Origin of the sequence: Pseudoduganella dura, assembly GCF_009727155.1 — a bacterium.
GTDB lineage: Bacteria > Pseudomonadota > Gammaproteobacteria > Burkholderiales > Burkholderiaceae_D > Rugamonas > Rugamonas dura.
The window spans coordinates 5,133,423-5,149,754 of the sequence record NZ_WNWM01000002.1 but is presented as its reverse complement, the minus strand read 5'-3'; the positions used below and the strand labels follow the sequence as shown (position 1 = coordinate 5,149,754).

Sequence of the window (16,332 nt, the reverse complement as noted above, 5' to 3'; positions counted from 1 at the left end):
AATTCTGTCCATGACACAAGCAAGCCCAACGATAGACCTCAGCAGTTGCGACCGGGAACCGATTCGCACGCCGGGCAGCATCCAGCCGCACGGCTGCGTGCTGGCGCTATCGCCGCAAGGTGTCATCGTTCAGGTCAGCGACAATATCGAACGTTACCTGGGCATGGCGCCGGTGGCCGCGCTGGGACGCGCCCTGGCGGACGTGATCGGCAGCGATGCCGCTGCCCAGCTGGCTCCGGAGCTGCCGCTCGCGGCGGAACGCCCTTCGTTCGCGGCGACCGTGCGGCTGGCGCGCGGCGCCTTCGATGTGCTGATGCACCGCTACGATTCGCTGCTGATGCTGGAATTCGAAGCGGTGACGCGCGCCGGCGCGGCCGATTTCCGCCATCTGTATCCATTGGTCGGCAATTTCCTGCAACAGCTGAACGATACCGACACGATCGAGACGATGAGCGCGCGGGCGGCGGACGAAATCCGCACCGTCACCGGCTTTAACCGCGTGCTCGTCTACCAGTTCGATGGCGAAGGCCACGGCCACGTGCTGGCCGAGAGCGGCGACGGCAACCTGCCCTCCTACCTCGGCCAGCGCTTTCCCGCCACCGACATTCCCCGGCAGGCGCGCGAGCTGTACGTATCGAACCGCATCCGCCTGATCGGCGATGCCGACTACACGCCCTCGCAGCTGGTACCGCGCGACAATCCCCTGACCGGCGCGCCGAACGACCTGTCGTTCGCCGCACTACGCAGCGTGTCGCCGGTGCACCTGCAATATATGCGCAACATGGGCACGCTGGCGTCGATGTCCGTTTCGCTGATGGTCAAAGGCAGGCTGTGGGGTCTGATTTCCTGCCACAACGCCACGCCATGCCAGCTCACGTTCGACAAGCGCACCGCCTGCGAGCAGCTGGGCCAGATCCTGGCGCTGCGCATCGAGAGCCGCGAGGTGCACGACGAACTGCAATTCCGGCTGGAAGTGCGGCGCATCATGGTGTCGGTACTGGCCGGACTCACGCAGGGCGCCAACTTCATCGAAAACATGGGCAACGTGTTTCCGGAGCTGCTGCAATTCGCCCGGGCGGGCGGCGCGGCCATCATCGTCGACGACCGCATCGTCGGCTATGGCGATACGCCGGACGAGCCGCAGCTGCGCGAACTGATTTCCTGGCTGCAGGTGAAGCCGCATTACGATGTGTACTACACCGACCGGCTCGGCGCCGAATTCGCGCCTGCCGGCGCGTACCGGCAAAGCGCCAGCGGCCTGCTGGCGATGCCGATCTCGCGCATCCACAAGCATTACCTGCTGTGGTTCCGCCCCGAATTCGTGTACACGATCGACTGGGCCGGCAACCCGCACGCGAAGGATGCCGCGGCAGGTTCGCCGACCCAGCTCAGCCCCCGCACCAGCTTCGATTCGTGGCGCGAAACGGTGCATGGCACGTCGGCGCCGTGGCACCCGGGCGAGATCGAAATGGCGCTGGAGTTCCGCACCGCGCTGCTGGGTATCGCGCTCGAGCGCGCCGAGCAGATGGCCGAACTGGCCGAGGAGCTGGGCCGTGCCAACAAGGAACTCGAGGCGTTTTCCTATTCGGTGTCGCACGACCTGCGCGCGCCGCTGCGGCACATCGTCGGCTTTTCCGACCTGCTGCTGGAAACGGCCGGCAGCGGTCCGCCCGAAAAGCAGCATCGCTTCCTTACCAACATCAAGGAATCGGCACGCCTGGCCGGCAAGCTGGTGGACGACCTGCTGAGTTTTTCGCAGATGGGCCGCGCATCGCTGCGGCCGGTGGAGGTGGACATGAACGAGCTGGTGCGATCCTGCATCGAGAAACTGTCCCTCGACACCGGCAGCCGCCGCATCGACTGGCACGTGGGCGACCTGCCGGCCATCGCGGCCGATCCCGCGTTCATCCAGCTGGCCCTGTACAACCTGCTGGCCAACGCCGTGAAGTTCACCGGCACGCGCGATCCGGCCGTGATCAGCGTGGACGGCCGGCGCGACGCCGCCGCGACCGTGTTCACGGTGGCGGACAACGGCGTGGGCTTCAACATGGACTATGTGCACAAGCTGTTCGGCGTCTTCCAGCGGCTGCACCGGATGGAAGATTTCCAGGGCACGGGCATCGGCCTGGCCAACGTGCGCCGCATCGTCGAGCGCCATGGCGGCACGGTGACCGCTTTCTCCGCGCCCGGCCAGGGCGCGACCTTTACCTTTTCCATCCCCCACACGTCATAGACCGTATGCTGAAACCCATCCTGCTCGTGGAAGACAACCCCCACGACCTCGAACTGACCCTGATCGCGCTGGAAAAAAGCCAGCTGGCCAACGAGGTGATCGTCGTGCGCGACGGCGCCGAGGCACTCGACTACCTGTTTTGCCGTGGCGACCATGCCGCGCGGCAGAAAGGCAATCCGGCCGTGGTTCTGCTCGACCTGAAACTGCCGAAAGTCGACGGGCTCGAAGTGCTGCGGGAGATCCGCAATACCGCCGCCCTCGGGCCGCTGCCGGTCGTGATGCTGACCTCGTCGCGCGAAGAGCAGGACCTGGTGCGCAGCTATGCGCTGGGCGTGAACGCCTATGTGGTGAAGCCGGTCGAATTCAAGGAATTCGTGCGCGCGATATCGGACCTGGGCATTTTCTGGGCGGTACTGAACGAACCCCCGCCAGGCTCGCAGCGCTACGTGCGGCCGATCGGCTGACAGCGCGCTTTCGAAGCGTTCAGGCGGCCTTGCGCCGTCGCAGCAGGTGCCGGATACGGGCGCTCAGCACATCCGGATTGTAGGGCTTTGGCAGCAGGCTGATACTCGGGTCCATCCTGCCTTCATGCGTCAGCACGCCTTCCGCGTAGCCCGAGGTGAACAGGATCTGCGCATCGGGGCAATGCCGGCGCACCAGTTCGGCCAGTTGCAGGCTGCTCATCCTGCCCGGCATCATCACATCGGTAAACAGCAGGTCCACGCGGGTGCCGTTCTCGATGATCACGGCCGCATGGTCCGCATCCTGCGCCTGCAGCACGTGGTAGCCCAGCGCCTGCAGCAGTTGCGCGGTGGCGTCGCGCACGTCATCCTCGTCTTCCACGACCAGCACCGTCTCGATGCCGCCGAACAGCGGCACCCCCGCGTTGTCTTCTTCGACCGAGACGGCCGGCACGGCGCTGCGGCGCAGGAAAATGCGCACGCTGGTGCCATCCCCGGGCGCACTCCTGAGCAGGATTTCGCCGCCGGACTGCTTGACGAAGCCATACGCCATCGACAGCCCGAGTCCCGTGCCCTGCCCGGTCGGCTTGGTGGTGAAGAAAGGTTCGAACGCTCGCTGCAGCACCTCGGGCGGCATGCCGTTGCCGGTATCGGCCACCTCGATCATCACGTATTCCCCCTCGCCCACCTCGGCCAGGTCCGGGGCACCGGCCGGGATGTTGCGGGCGCGCAGTGTCATCGCGCCGCCGTTCGGCATCGCGTCGCGCGCATTGATCGCCAGGTTCAGGATCACGTTGTGCAGCTGGCTCGGGTCGACCGCCGTGCTCCAGACCCCGGGCGTGATATCGGTATTGATGCGTGCCTGCGGCCCCAGCACGCGGCGCAGCATTTCTTCCATGTCGAGCAGTACGACACCCGGGTCGATGACGACCGCCTGCAGCGGCTGCCGCCGGGCGAACGCCAGCAGGTGCGCCGCCAGCCGGCCGCCGCGTTCGACCCCGGCCAGCGCCGCCTCGATGCGGCCGCGCGCGTTGTCGTTCAGGCCGCCCATCAGCTTTACCAGCTGCAGGTTGCCGCCGATGATCTGCAGGACGTTGTTGAAATCATGCGCGACGCCGCCCGTCAGCTGGCCGATGGCCTCCATCTTCTGCGCCTGGTGCAGCGCGGCCTGGCTGGCGCGCAATTCCTCCTGGCTGCGCGCCAGCGACGCGAATGCGCCGTCGCGCTGGCGGCGCGCAACGCAGGCCGCGCTGTGATAGCGCAGCCGCGCAACGAGCTCGCGCGCATCGGGCCATTTGACGAGGTAATCGCTGGCGCCGGCGGAGAATGCCTCGACCTTGAACTGCGCATCGTGCTCGGACGACAGCATGACGATGGGGATATGTTCGGTGCGCGGATCGGCGCGCAGGTTGCGCACCACGGTGAAACCATCCGTGCCGGGCATGCGCAGGTCGACCAGCACCACGGTGGCATCGATCTCCAGCGCCAGATCCACGGCCCGCTCGGCGCAGTGGTCGTAGCACAGCGCGACATCGGCATGCGCTTCGAGGCAATGCAACAGGTAATCCTGCGCCAGGGGTTCATCGTCGATGAGCAGGACAGAACAGGAACTCTGTTGCATGGTGCGTGCGGCGGACCGGTAATTGTAAACAAAGAGCAAGATTGCATTCTACTACAGGCTAAACCGATGCAGAGTTGCGGGTCAACCGTGCGCAGCCTTGTTGGTAGTATTTCAGTAGTAAGTTCGTAGCAAGTTCGTAGCAAGTTCGTAGCAAGTTCATGGCAAGTTCCGTCGACGAGCTGTCGATATTCTTGACAGCTCAGCCATATGACATTCTGCAAGTGCTTGATTTCGCAGTGACTATGCAGGCAGGCGTGCGACTTGCTTGTCAATCCGTTTCATTCACAAGGAGACGACAATGAATCACGCAATGCTGCGCAGGGAACAGTCGGATCGGTTCGGTAGCAATCAGGTCGACGGCAGTCGGGTCGGGAGCAACCGGGCAGCAATCGGCAAAACCATGACGAAGGGTGCTGCCGCCGCCATTCTGGGCCTGGCATGCCTGTCCGCCAACGCCACGGTCTTCACCGCCAACCTGTCGGGTGCGGTCGAGGCGCCGCCGAATGCGTCGCCCGGCACGGGAACCGTCACGGTCGACTTCGACGTTGCGGCCCACACGCTGACCATCGACGTGACATTCTCGGGCCTGTTGGCCGGCACCACCGCTGCGCACATCCACTGCTGCACGGCGCTGCCGGAAACGGGTACCGCCGGCGTCGCGACCGAACTGCCGACTTTCACCGGCTTCCCGCTCGGGGTCACCAGCGGCACTTATTCGCATACGTTCGACACCTCGCTCGCCGCGACGTGGAATCCGAATTTCATCACCAACTTCGGCGGTGGCACGATCGCCGGTGCGGAAAGCGCTTTCCTTGCCGGGCTCGGCAACGGCCAGGCTTACCTGAACCTGCACACCGAGTTCGCACCGGGCGGCGAGATCCGCGGCTTCCTGCAACCGGTGCCGGAGCCGGCCACGTTCGCGCTGCTCGCGCTGGGTACGCCGGTGGTGCTGCTGGCGGCGCGGCGGCGCGGCAAGCGGCGCAACTGATCAGCGCACCGGCCGGTGGGCAGCGGGCCGTGCCGGCGCAAAGCCGGCCGGCACGGTCACGCATGCGTCATGCGACCGGGATCGGGTTGGCAAGCATTGCCTCGTTGAAGCCGTTCACCAGCGCGTGCTCGTTCGCGCCCGGATTGTCGCGGATCGGCTTCACGCTGTCGACGATCACCTCGTCGGCACCGCTGGCCAGCCCCGCCATCGTCTGCACGATGAAGTCATCGAGCGCCATGGCGCGCGGATCGTTCCCCTTGTGGATCAGGTCGGTATTGACCCACGGCGGCGCGATTTCGCGCACCCGCACAGAGGTGTGGCGCAAGGCAAAGCGCTGCGACAGCGTGTAGGAGTGCAGCGCCGCCTTCAACGCCGAGTACACGGCGGTCGATGCGAGCGGCAGGAATGCCAGCACCGAGGTGTTGTTGACGACCGTTGCCGCGGGCTGCGCCTTCAGGTGTCCGATCAGCGCGGCCGTCATGCGGATCGGCCCCAGCAGGTTCGTGTTTACCTGCGCCAGCAGCGCGGCTTCATCCACCGCCCCGGCGGGATTGTCGAACGGCATGATGCCGGCGTTGTTGATCAACACGTTCAATGCCGGGAACTCCGTCGTCAGCCAGCGCGCCGCCGCGTCGATGCCGGCCGGGTCGGCGATATCGAGCTCGATCGAGCGCATGCCGGGATTGGCTTCGGTGACCGCGTCCAGCAGCGCCTTGCGGCGGCCGCCGATGATGACCTGGTTGCCCAGTCTGTGGAATGCTTCGGCGAGGCCGCGGCCGATGCCCGAGGTACCGCCCGTGATGAAGATCGTGTTGTGCGTCATGTTCATGGTGTGCTCCGGTCGTTGCGATGTGGGTGGATGGATGCGGTCTGCTTCGGGTCAGGCGGCGGCCCTGGCCAGGTAGCGTTCGCCCGGCGTCGCGTGGGCGAACCGCTGCGCCAGCGCCTTGCGCGTGGCTTCGTATTCGATCCAGTCGTTGCCGTCCTGCAGCGGCGGGATCGTCACCACCTCCCCCGCGTCCAGGCCCGCCAGCGCGGCATCGACCATGTCCTCGGCGCGCATCACCATGGCCGCCGGCAGGTTCTCGTGCGGCAGGCCGGCCGTATCCCAGAAGTCGGTGGCGGTGGCGCCGGGCAGCACGGCCTGGGCACGGACGCCCTTCGACGCCAGCTCGTGGTGCAGCGATTGCGTCAGCGCCAGCACGTAGGCCTTGCTGGCGCCATACACGCCGTTCATGATCTCGATGCCGATGCCCACGGTCGAGGCGATGTTGACGATCGTGCCGCCGCCGCGGGCCACGAACGGCGGTGCCGCGGCATATGCGAGGCGGGTCGGTGCCGTCACGTTGATGTCGATCATCTGCGTCATCCGGTCCACGTCCGATTCGAGCAGCGGCGTCACGGCGCCGAAGCCGGCGTTGTTGACCAGCAGCGTGATCGAGGCATCGGTGCGCAGGATGGCTTCCACGCGCGCCAGGTCGTCGCGCGCTCCCAGGTCGGCCTGCACGATCGTCACGCCGCGGCCATGCGTGCGCTGCACCCGGTCGGCCACGTCGTGGAGCCGCTCCTCGTTGCGGGCCACCAGGATCAGGTCGTAGCCGCGGGCGGCCAGGCGGTCGGCGTAGATGGCGCCGATGCCGGACGATGCGCCGGTGACCAGGGCGGTACCTTTGTTCTGTTGCTGGGACATGTCGTTCTCCTTGGGTGGGTTGGTCTGGTGAGCGGGTTGGTGTGGAATCATTATGGCCGTCTCCATCCGCAGCCGAAATGACCGGAAACCCTCGTTTCCGGACACGCCCGCATCTGCCATCCGGCCACTGCACGGGCGCCGCGAACGGCGCTAGAATCGCAGGACATCACCCCTCGTTTCAGGACATCATGGCCGCCCGCATCGCCCTCGTCGTGTTCCCCGGTTTCCAGATCCTCGACTTCGCCGCCCTCACGGTGTTTGAAATCGCCAACCAGATCCACGGCGCCACGCGCTACCAGGTGGAGACGATCTCCCACAGCGGCGGCATGGTCACCAGTTCGGCCGGCGTGCCGGTGGAAACGAAGCCGTTCGGCCGGCGCGCCTACGACACGCTGCTCATTGCCGGTCCCACCGTGGTGAAACCCGCCGAACCGGAATTGCTGGCGGCGCTGCGCCGCGCCAGCCCGCGGGCGCGGCGCACCGCCTGCCTGTGCACCGGCGCCTTCATCGCGGCCGCGGCGGGCCTGCTGGCCGGCCACCGGGTGACCACGCACTGGGCGCTGGGCCAGGAATTGAAGAAGCTGTACCCGGACATCGAACTCGATGACGACAAGATCTTCGTGAACGACGGCCCGATGTGGACCTCGGCCGGCATGAGCGCGTGCATCGACCTGGCGCTGGGCCTGGTGGGAGCGGACCTGGGCGTGGAAGTGGCGAAGTCGGTGGCGCGCATGATGGTCGTGTATCACCGCCGCACGGGCGGGCAGTCGCAGTTTTCCTCGCTGTCGCTGATGGATGGCGGCTCGGACCGCATCCGCAGCGCGCTGCTGTTCGCCAAGGAAAACCTGCACGAGCCGCTGTCGGTCGAACAGCTCGCCGATCACGTGCACTGGAGCCCGCGGCATTTTTCCCGCGCGTTCCGCGAACAGACGGGTCACTCGCCGGCCAAGGCGATCGAGAAGCTGCGGCTGGAGGCGGCCCGTTCGCTGCTGGAAGACGGCCATGGCGCCATCGGCAGGATCGCCGCGCAGACGGGCTTCGGCGACGAGGAACGGATGCGGCGCGCCTTCGTGCGCACCTACGGCAAATCGCCGCAGGCGCTGCTCAGGGAAGCGCGGCTGCGGATCGGGTACGACGTGCCGGAGATGGCAATGTAAGCGTTCCTGCCACCGAATCGCAACCAGGAGAATGACGATGAGCAAAAGGACCGTTCAATACCTGCAACTGCCGCCGGACGGCGACCTCCCATCGCTGGACGGCGAGCCGTTCGCCGCCATCATCGTCATCGAGGCCGACGTGGCGGAATTGTGGCGGTGTGATGTCAGCCGCTGGCTCGTGTCGAGTGGCTGCCGCTACATGCTTGCATGGGGCAAGGACTGCAGTGCATGGGATGATTCGGTCGACGAGGCAAACATGGAGGCACACGCGTACGACGACATTCCGGAAGGGGAGTTCGTCGTTACGACCTGGCACGATGATGAGGAATTGTCCGAAGTGTTCTGGTTCGCGAAGCATCGAGCTTCGCATCCAAAGCTGGTACTGAACCTGGTGATCATCGTGCATATAGCCGACGCAGCGCGGGAACAGGAGTTGCGCGAAGCATACGTGCAGGCGTGAGGGAACGCCAGCCCGCCTTCGCGTGATGCCGGCCACAATCCAAAACGGCCCGGCCGCTTGCGCGACCGGGCCGTCGGATCCAGCCTGGGCTGGACCGGCTTGCACGGGATGGCTTACACGGGATGGCTTACTTCAGCAGCATCTCGTTCATCCGCTTCACGAACGCCGCCGGATCGGCCAGCGTGCCGCCTTCGGCCAGCAGGGCCTGGTCGAACAGCAGGTGCGACCAGTCGCCGAACTTGCCGTCTTCCGCGCTCTCGTATTTCAGGCGCGTGACCAGCGGGTGGTTCGGGTTGATCTCGAGGATCGGCTTGCTTTCCGGGGCGTTCTGGCCGGCGGCCTTCAGCATGCGCAGCAGGTTGCCCGACAGTTCATGCTCGTCCGCCACCAGGCAGGCCGGCGAGTCGGTCAGGCGGAACGTCACGCGCACTTCCTTGGCCTTGTCGCCCAGCGCCGCCTTCATCTTCTCGACCAGGTCCTTGTACTGCGCCTCGGTTTCCTCGTGCTCCTTCTTCTCCGCTTCGTCTTCCAGCTGGCCCAGGTCCAGGCCGCCCTTGGCGACGGACACCAGTTCCTTGCCTTCGAATTCGGTCAGGAACGACAGCATCCATTCATCGACGCGGTCGGTCAGCAGCAGCACTTCCACGCCCTTCTTGCGGAAGATTTCCAGGTGCGGGCTGTTCTTCGCGGCGGTGAAGCTCTCGCCGGTCGCGTAGTAGATCTTTTCCTGGCCTTCCTTCATGCGGCCCACGTAGTCGGCCAGCGCCACGGTCTGATCAGAGGAGTCGGTATGCGTGGAGGCGAAGCGCAGCAGCTTGGCCAGGCGGTCCTTGTTGATGCTGTCCTCGCCCACGCCTTCCTTCAGCACCTGGCCGAACTCGCTCCAGAACGTGGCGTACTTGTCCTTCTTTTCCTGCTCGTCGGCGTTGGCCAGTTCTTCCAGCATGCCGAGCACGCGCTTGGTCGAACCTTCGCGGATCGCCTTCACGTCGCGCGACTCCTGCAGGATTTCGCGCGAGACGTTCAGCGGCAGGTCGGCCGAATCGATCACGCCTTTCACAAAGCGCAGGTAGGTCGGCATCAGCTGTTCGGCATCGTCCATGATGAACACGCGCTTCACGTACAGCTTGATGCCGCCGCGCTTGTTGCGGTCCCACAGGTCGAACGGCGCCTTGGCCGGGATGTACAGCAGCTGCGTGTATTCGCTGCGGCCTTCCACGCGGTTGTGCGTGTAGGTCAGCGGCGCGCCGAAGTCGTGCGACACGTGCTTGTAGAATTCCTCGTACTGCTCGGGCGTGATGTCGTTCTTCGAACGGGCCCACAGCGCGCTGGCCTGGTTGATGGTCTCGGGTTCATCCTTCGTGACCATCTCCTTCTTCTCTTCGTCCCACTCTTCCTTCGCCATCTGGATCGGCAGCGAGATATGGTCGGAGTACTTGGTGATGATCGACTTCAGCTTCCACGTCGACAGCAATTCGTCTTCGCCCTCGCGCAGGTGCAGGATGATGTCGGTGCCGCGGCTGGCCTTCTCGATCGGCTCGATGCTGTAGTCGCCCTCGCCGGCCGATTCCCAGCGCACCGCCTCGTTCGCTGCGAGCCCCGCCCGGCGCGTTTCCACCGTGATGCGGTCGGCCACGATGAAGCCGGAGTAGAAGCCCACGCCGAACTGACCGATCAGCGCCGCATCCTTCTGCTGGTCGCCGGAGAGCTTGCCGAAGAATTCCTTGGTGCCGGACTTGGCGATCGTGCCCAGGTGGCTGATGACGTCGTCGCGGCTCATGCCGATGCCGTTGTCGGAAATCGTGACCGTGCGGGCGGCCTTGTCGAACGACACCTTGATCTTCAGTTCGTGGTCGTCGCCGTACAGGGCGTCGTTGTTGATGGCTTCGAAGCGCAGCTTGTCGGCCGCGTCCGATGCGTTGGAGATCAGCTCGCGCAGGAAGATTTCCTTGTTCGAGTACAGCGAGTGGATCATCAGCTGCAGCAGCTGTTTCACTTCCGCCTGGAAGCCCAAGGTTTGTTTATTGTCAGACATCATTACCTCTTTAGTCTTGTTAGCGGGAAATTTTCAGTTTCAGCGATATGGGACTGGTGATTCTATCTTTCAAGAGCTTTTTGACAAAGCCCCCGCTTCTTTCTCCCGCAGCTCCTTCTCGAGAAAGCGCCAGATCGCCGGGTCCTGCATCGCCGCCACGTTCAGGCGCATGAACGTGGACGGCAGCTGGCTGGGCGAGAACAGGCTGCCCGGCGCGAGCAGAATTCCTGGTCCATGCGCCTGCCCCATCGCCCGCTCGGCCAGCACATTGGTGTCGCAACCGGCATCGGCCCAGACGAACATACCGGCCGGCGGCGCCACGTCCACGCGCAGGCCCACCCGCTCCAGCTGGCGCACGGTGCGCGAGCGCAGCCCGTCGAGCCGGGTGCGCATCCGCTCGGCGTGCTTGCGGTAGGCGCCTTCGGACAGGATCTTGTAGACGACCCGCTCTCCGATGTCGCTGGTGGTCAGCGTCTGCAGCATCTTGCGGTCCGCCAGCCGCCGCGCCAGCTCCGGCGACGTGGCGATGAAACCGACGCGCAGGTTGGCCGCCATCGTCTTTGAAAAGCCGGAAAGGTAGATCACGCGCTGCAGCTGGTCCAGCGCCGCCAGCCGGGTGGCCGGCTGCACGGCGCTGCCCGGATGCAGGTCGCAGTAGATGTCGTCCTCGACGATCGTGATGTCATGCTCGGCCGCGATGCGCAGCACCTGGTAGGCCTTGGCGGCCGACAATGATGTCGAGGTGGGGTTGTGCAGCACCGAGTTGATCACGTACAGCTTCGGCTTGTGCAGCGCGGCCAGCTCGGCCAGGCGGGCGAGATCGGGCCCGTCCGGCAGCCGCGGCACGCCGACCACGCGCGCGCCCAGTGCCGCGAACGAGCCGAACATCAGGAACCAGGCCGGGTCGTCGACCAGGATCGTGTCGCCGGGCCGCGTGAACTCGCGCGCCACCATGTCCAGCCCCTGCGTCACGCCGGCGGTGGTCACGATCTGTTCCGGCGTGGCGCCGATCTCCAGCTCGGCCAGCTTGCGCTGCAATTGCTGGCGCAGCGGCAGGAAGCCCTGCGGCACCCCGTAGTTCAGCAGCAGGCTGGCATTCTGCCGGCCGATCGAGCGCAGCGCATTGGCCACGCTGTCGCCATCGAGCCATTCGCCGGGCAGCACGCCGGTGCCCGGCATCTGCTGGTGCGGCATCTGGCGGAACATGTTGCGCACCAGCCAGACCACGTCCAGCGACTGCCCGGCCGGTTCCGGCACGCTCGGCACCGGCACCGCGCCGACGATCGGCGCACGTTCGCGGATGAAGAAGCCGGCGCCGCGGCGCGATTCCAGGTAGCCGCGGGCGACCAGCTTGTCATAGGCCGCCACCACGGTAAAGGGCGACACGCCGTGGCTGTCGGCGAAGCGCCGGATCGACGGCATGCGGCTGCCGCTGCGCAGTTCGCGCTCGTCGATGCGGGCCGCCACGGTGCGCACGATCTGGTCGGTCAGCGATTCGGCCGCCTCACGGCTGAGCCTGCCGACAGGCGCGGCGGCAGCCCTTGGAGCAATGTGTGTATTGGTCATTTCACCATCACAGTTATTGAAATCATCCGTCAAAGTGTATTGGCAGTGTACTGGTCAATTCTTCTACGATACATGAAACCGCATGAAACCGCATGAAACCACACCAACCCGCAACGCGCAGCGACGCACCCGCGGTGAAACCCCGAGCTGTCCCGAACCGAAAGCCACTGCCATGAACCAGCTGCCTACCCTGTCCGATATCGAAGCCGCCGCCGTCATCGTGTACGGCGCGATGCCGCCCACGCCGCAGTTCTCGTGGCCGCTGCTGAACGAGGCAGTGGGCACCGAAGCCTGGGTCAAGCATGAGAACCACACGCCGATCGGCGCCTTCAAGGTGCGCGGCGGGCTGGTTCACCTGGCGCGCCTGGCGGCGCAGCGCCCCCGCCTGCCCGGCCTGGTCGTGGCCACGCGGGGCAACCATGGGCAATCGGTCGCCTGGGCGGCGCGCCGGCACGGCCTGCCGGTGACGATCGTGGTCCCGCACGGGAACAGCGTCGACAAGAACAATGCGATGCGGGCGATGGGCGCCACGCTGATCGAGCATGGCCACGATGTGCAGGACGCCCGCGAGCATGCGGTGGCGCTGGCCGAACGGCTCGGCCTGCACATGGTGCACGCGTACCTGCCCGACCTGGTGGCCGGGGTAGCCACCGGCTGGCTGGAACTGCTGCGTGCCCGTCCGGCCCTCGATACGCTGTTCGTGCCGATGGGGATCGGCACCGGTTTCAGCGGCGCCGTGGCTGCCCGGCAGGCGCTGGGCCACGGCGTGCGCATCGTGGGCGTGGTCTCGGAAGCCGCGCCGGCCTACCTGTCGACCTGGCAGGCCCGGCGTGCCGTCGAGGCGCCGGTCCGCCCGACGATCGCCGACGGTGTCGCCTGCCGCGTGCCCGAACCGGCGGTCGTGGCGCTGATGCTCGACCATGCGGACGACGTGATCGCCGTCGGCGATGCCGAGGTGGCGGCCGCGATGCGCCTGTACTTCCATGCCACCCACAACCTGGTCGAGGGCGCCGGCGCCGTGGCGCTGGCGGCGGCGCTGAAGCTGAAGGACGACCGGCGCGTGCGCGGCCGCGAAATCGGCCTGGCGCTGACGGGCGGGAATGTCGATGCGCCGGTGTTCCGGGGCGTGCTGGCGGAGTCCTTGCCATGAACGCATCGACAGCGACGCGGGCGCCCACGGCGAACAGCCGCGCCGACGAGACCGCCGGAATGCTGCTCGGGCTGGCCGGCGTGGCGATCTTCAGCCTGACCCTGCCGTTCACCCGGCTGGCCGTGACGGAACTCGATCCGCTGTTCGTCACGATGGGCCGCGCCGTGGCGGCCGCGCTGCTGGCGGGACTGTGGCTGTGGTGGCGCGGCGCGCCGCTGCCCGGCCGTGCCGCGCTGCCGGCGCTGGCCATCGTCTCGGGCGGCTGCGTGATCGGCTTCCCATTGCTGACATCGATCGCGATGCGCTCGCTGCCGGCATCGCACGGCGCCGTGCTGGTCGGCATCCTGCCGCTGGCCACGGCACTGTTTTCCGCGCTGCGCGGGCACGAACGGCCATCGTTCGGCTTCTGGTGCGCGGCGCTGGCCGGCTCGAGCCTCGTGATCGGTTTCGCGCTCGGCCAGAGCGGCGGCGCGCTGCACCTGGCGGACGTGCTGATGCTGGGCGCCGTGGCGGCCGCCGGCATGGGCTACGCGGAAGGCGGCCGGCTGTCGCAAACGATGGGCGGCCAGCAGGTGATCAGCTGGGCCCTGCTGCTGTCGCTGCCCGTGGCCCTGCCGCTCGCCGCGTGGGACATCTGGCGGCACGGCGGCGATCTCGGCGCGGCCGGGCCCGCGGCCTGGGGCGGCTTCGCCTACACCTGCGTGTTCTCGATGTTCGTCGGCTTCATCTTCTGGTACCGCGGCATGGCCCTGGGCGGCGTCGCCCGGGTGGGCCAAGTCCAGCTGCTGCAGCCGTTCCTCACGCTGCTGGGCGCCGCCGCCGTGCTGGGCGAACCGCTGCGGGCCGCGCACCTGCTCTTTGCGCTGGCCGTGATCGGCACGGTGGCGCTCGGCCGGAAGATGGCCGTGACCAGATCAACTGCGCACTGAGCTGCGCACTGAACGGCACGATGGGCAGCGCCACCGGCAAGTCGTACAATACCGAAACCATTTTTTTTACAGTCAATCAACAATAGGAGACACAATGTCCGTCTACGAAAAACTGAAGTCGCTCGATATCACGCTGGCCGCGCCCGCCACCCCCGCGGCCGCCTACGTCATGCACGTCCAGACCGGGAACACCGTGTTCCTGTCCGGCCACATTGCCAAGAAGCCGGGCGGCGCCGTGTGGGTGGGCCAGCTGGGCAAGGATATCGACACGGCCGAAGGTAAGCAGGCCGCCCGCGCCATCGCGATCGACCTGCTCGGCACGCTGCAGGAAGCCTGCGGCGGCGACCTGAACCGCGTCAAGCGCATCGTCAAGGTGATGAGCCTGGTGAACTCCACGCCGGACTTCACCGAGCAGCACCTGGTCACCAACGGCGCCTCCGAGCTGCTGGGCGAAGTGTTCGGCGATGCCGGCAAACACGCCCGCTCGGCCTTCGGCGTGGCGCAGATTCCACTGGGCGCCTGCGTGGAAATCGAACTGATCGCCGAGATCGCGTAACTTTCCGCATTGTTTTCAAGGGCGCGGCCTACCCGGCCGCGCTCCCATGAGCCGCCACAAGCGCGCTGCTTCACCGGCCGGGCACTGTCCGCCGCATTTTTCCGAGAGAGTCGTATGAAAATCGAAAACCCCAACCCGATCCAGTGGCGCTTTTCCGAACGCGCCCAGCAGCTGCAAAGCTCCTTCATCCGCGAGATCCTGAAGATCACGCAGCAACCGGAGATCATTTCGTTCGCCGGCGGCCTGCCGTCGCCGGCCACGTTCCCGGTGGAAGAGATGAAGAGCGCGTTCGACAAGGTGCTGTCGACCACCGGCAAGACCGCGCTGCAGTATGGCCCGACCGACGGCTACATGCCGCTGCGCCAGTGGATCGCCGATTCGCTCTCGAAGAATGGCGCGCGGATCGTGCCGGAACAGGTGCTGATGGTATCGGGCTCGCAGCAGGCGCTCGATCTGCTGGGCAAGGTGCTGATCGACGAAGGCAGCCGCGTGCTGGTGGAAACGCCGAGCTACCTGGGCGCGCTGCAGGCGTTCTCCGTGTACCGTCCGGAATTCGCCTCGGTGGCGACAGACGACGACGGCCTGGTTCCGGCATCGATCGGCCCGGTGGCGGCGGGCGCCCGCCTGCTGTACTCGCTGCCGAACTTCCAGAACCCCACCGGCCGCACGCTGTCGATCGCGCGTCGCCAGGAACTGGTGGAAACGTGTGCCCGCCTCGGCCTGCCGCTGATCGAGGACGATCCTTACGGCGCGCTGTCGTACAAGGGCGAACCGCTGCCGAAGATGGTGGCGATGAACCCGGAAGGCGTGATCTACATGGGTTCGTTCTCGAAGGTGCTCACGCCGGGCATCCGCCTGGGCTACGTCGTGGCGCCGCTGCCGCTGGTGCGCCGCCTCGAACTGGCCAAGCAGGCCGCCGACCTGCATACCGCGCAGCTGACGCAGATGGTGGTCCACGAAGTGATCAAGGATGGCTTCCTGGACCGCCATATCCCGACGATCCGCGAACTGTACGGCAACCAGTGCCAGGCGATGCTCGATGCGATGGCCGAGCATTTCCCCGCCAGCGCCACGTGGACGAAACCGCAGGGCGGCATGTTCATCTGGGTCACGCTGCCGAAGCACATCAATGCGATGGAACTGCTGGACGAGGCGATCAAGGAAAAAGTCGCGTTCGTGCCGGGCGCGCCGTTCTATGCCAACGAGCCGGAAACCAACACGCTGCGCCTGTCTTTCGTCACGGTGCCGCCGGAACGCATCCGGCAGGGTATCGCGATCCTGGGCAAGCTGATCGCCGCACGGTTGTAATCACGCGGCGCGGCAGCGCCACGGAAGCGAGGCCCCGCCGGTCGATCTCCGGCGGGGCTTTTTTGCGCCGGAGCGACCAGGATCGGCTGAATGCCATGGCGCCAGACCGTATCTTTTTGAACAATAAGTTACATATATTCGACATCTTTTCGATTTCTTGGCGGTATGATTGACATTA

Annotated in this window: 14 protein-coding genes; 9 read left to right on the top strand and 5 right to left on the bottom strand. The window is 66.1% G+C overall.

Going from position 1 to position 16,332, the window contains the following annotated elements; all coding sequences use genetic code 11:
- Window positions 1-10 precede the first annotated feature (10 nt).
- Together GJV26_RS22565 and GJV26_RS22560 are read left to right on the top strand one after the other, a co-directional pair.
- Window positions 11-2,233 (top strand): ATP-binding protein, encoded by a 2,223-nt coding sequence (locus tag GJV26_RS22565; protein ID WP_155710944.1) that lies wholly within the window; start codon window positions 11-13, stop codon window positions 2,231-2,233.
- A gap of 5 nt (window positions 2,234-2,238) precedes the next feature.
- Window positions 2,239-2,697 (top strand): response regulator, encoded by a 459-nt coding sequence (locus tag GJV26_RS22560; RefSeq protein ID WP_155710943.1) that lies wholly within the window; start codon window positions 2,239-2,241, stop codon window positions 2,695-2,697.
- Window positions 2,698-2,716: 19 nt separating this feature from the next.
- On the opposite strand, the gene GJV26_RS22555 is transcribed toward GJV26_RS22560, so the two are convergent.
- The gene (locus tag GJV26_RS22555) at window positions 2,717-4,315 is read right to left on the bottom strand and encodes a response regulator (RefSeq protein ID WP_155710942.1); all 1,599 of its coding nucleotides are present in this window, start codon (window positions 4,313-4,315) and stop codon (window positions 2,717-2,719) included.
- A 400-nt stretch (window positions 4,316-4,715) separates the two neighbouring features.
- Between GJV26_RS22555 and GJV26_RS22550 the strand changes: the two genes are divergently transcribed.
- Complete coding sequence (locus GJV26_RS22550) at window positions 4,716-5,303, top strand: CHRD domain-containing protein (protein WP_155710941.1); 588 nt, start codon at window positions 4,716-4,718, stop codon at window positions 5,301-5,303.
- Between the two features lie 67 nt (window positions 5,304-5,370).
- On the opposite strand, the gene GJV26_RS22545 is transcribed toward GJV26_RS22550, so the two are convergent.
- Entirely contained in the window at window positions 5,371-6,132 is a 762-nt protein-coding gene (locus tag GJV26_RS22545) for an SDR family oxidoreductase (RefSeq protein WP_155710940.1), read from the bottom strand.
- A 51-nt stretch (window positions 6,133-6,183) separates the two neighbouring features.
- Window positions 6,184-6,993: an SDR family NAD(P)-dependent oxidoreductase gene (locus GJV26_RS22540; RefSeq protein WP_155710939.1), complete on the bottom strand. Its 810-nt coding sequence runs from the start codon at window positions 6,991-6,993 to the stop codon at window positions 6,184-6,186.
- Between the two features lie 188 nt (window positions 6,994-7,181).
- Between GJV26_RS22540 and GJV26_RS22535 the strand changes: the two genes are divergently transcribed.
- Both GJV26_RS22535 and GJV26_RS22530 read left to right on the top strand, forming a co-directional pair.
- On the top strand, window positions 7,182-8,150 hold the full coding sequence (locus GJV26_RS22535; protein ID WP_155710938.1) for a GlxA family transcriptional regulator: 969 nt from the start codon (window positions 7,182-7,184) through the stop codon (window positions 8,148-8,150).
- 37 nt (window positions 8,151-8,187) lie between these two features.
- Window positions 8,188-8,610 (top strand): DUF7684 family protein, encoded by a 423-nt coding sequence (locus GJV26_RS22530; protein ID WP_155710937.1) that lies wholly within the window; start codon window positions 8,188-8,190, stop codon window positions 8,608-8,610.
- Between the two features lie 127 nt (window positions 8,611-8,737).
- Here GJV26_RS22530 and htpG read toward each other — a convergent pair whose 3' ends face one another.
- Together htpG and GJV26_RS22520 are read right to left on the bottom strand one after the other, a co-directional pair.
- Window positions 8,738-10,645 (bottom strand): molecular chaperone HtpG, encoded by a 1,908-nt coding sequence (gene htpG, locus GJV26_RS22525; RefSeq protein WP_155710936.1) that lies wholly within the window; start codon window positions 10,643-10,645, stop codon window positions 8,738-8,740.
- Between the two features lie 69 nt (window positions 10,646-10,714).
- The gene (locus GJV26_RS22520) at window positions 10,715-12,211 is read right to left on the bottom strand and encodes an aminotransferase-like domain-containing protein (protein WP_155710935.1); all 1,497 of its coding nucleotides are present in this window, start codon (window positions 12,209-12,211) and stop codon (window positions 10,715-10,717) included.
- A 172-nt stretch (window positions 12,212-12,383) separates the two neighbouring features.
- Here GJV26_RS22520 and GJV26_RS22515 point away from each other — a divergent pair, with 172 nt between their 5' ends.
- The 4 genes from GJV26_RS22515 to GJV26_RS22500 all read left to right on the top strand — a co-directional run bounded on the left by GJV26_RS22515 (window position 12,384) and on the right by GJV26_RS22500 (window position 16,154).
- On the top strand, window positions 12,384-13,361 hold the full coding sequence (locus tag GJV26_RS22515; RefSeq protein WP_155710934.1) for a threonine dehydratase: 978 nt from the start codon (window positions 12,384-12,386) through the stop codon (window positions 13,359-13,361).
- Entirely contained in the window at window positions 13,358-14,290 is a 933-nt protein-coding gene (locus tag GJV26_RS22510; RefSeq protein ID WP_229419392.1) for a DMT family transporter, read from the top strand. Before GJV26_RS22515 ends, GJV26_RS22510 begins: the two co-directional genes overlap by 4 nt.
- 94 nt (window positions 14,291-14,384) lie before the next feature.
- The gene (locus GJV26_RS22505; RefSeq protein WP_155710933.1) at window positions 14,385-14,846 is read left to right on the top strand and encodes a RidA family protein; all 462 of its coding nucleotides are present in this window, start codon (window positions 14,385-14,387) and stop codon (window positions 14,844-14,846) included.
- Between the two features lie 114 nt (window positions 14,847-14,960).
- On the top strand, window positions 14,961-16,154 hold the full coding sequence (locus GJV26_RS22500) for an aminotransferase-like domain-containing protein (RefSeq protein ID WP_155710932.1): 1,194 nt from the start codon (window positions 14,961-14,963) through the stop codon (window positions 16,152-16,154).
- The last annotated feature ends 178 nt before the right edge of the window (window positions 16,155-16,332 follow it).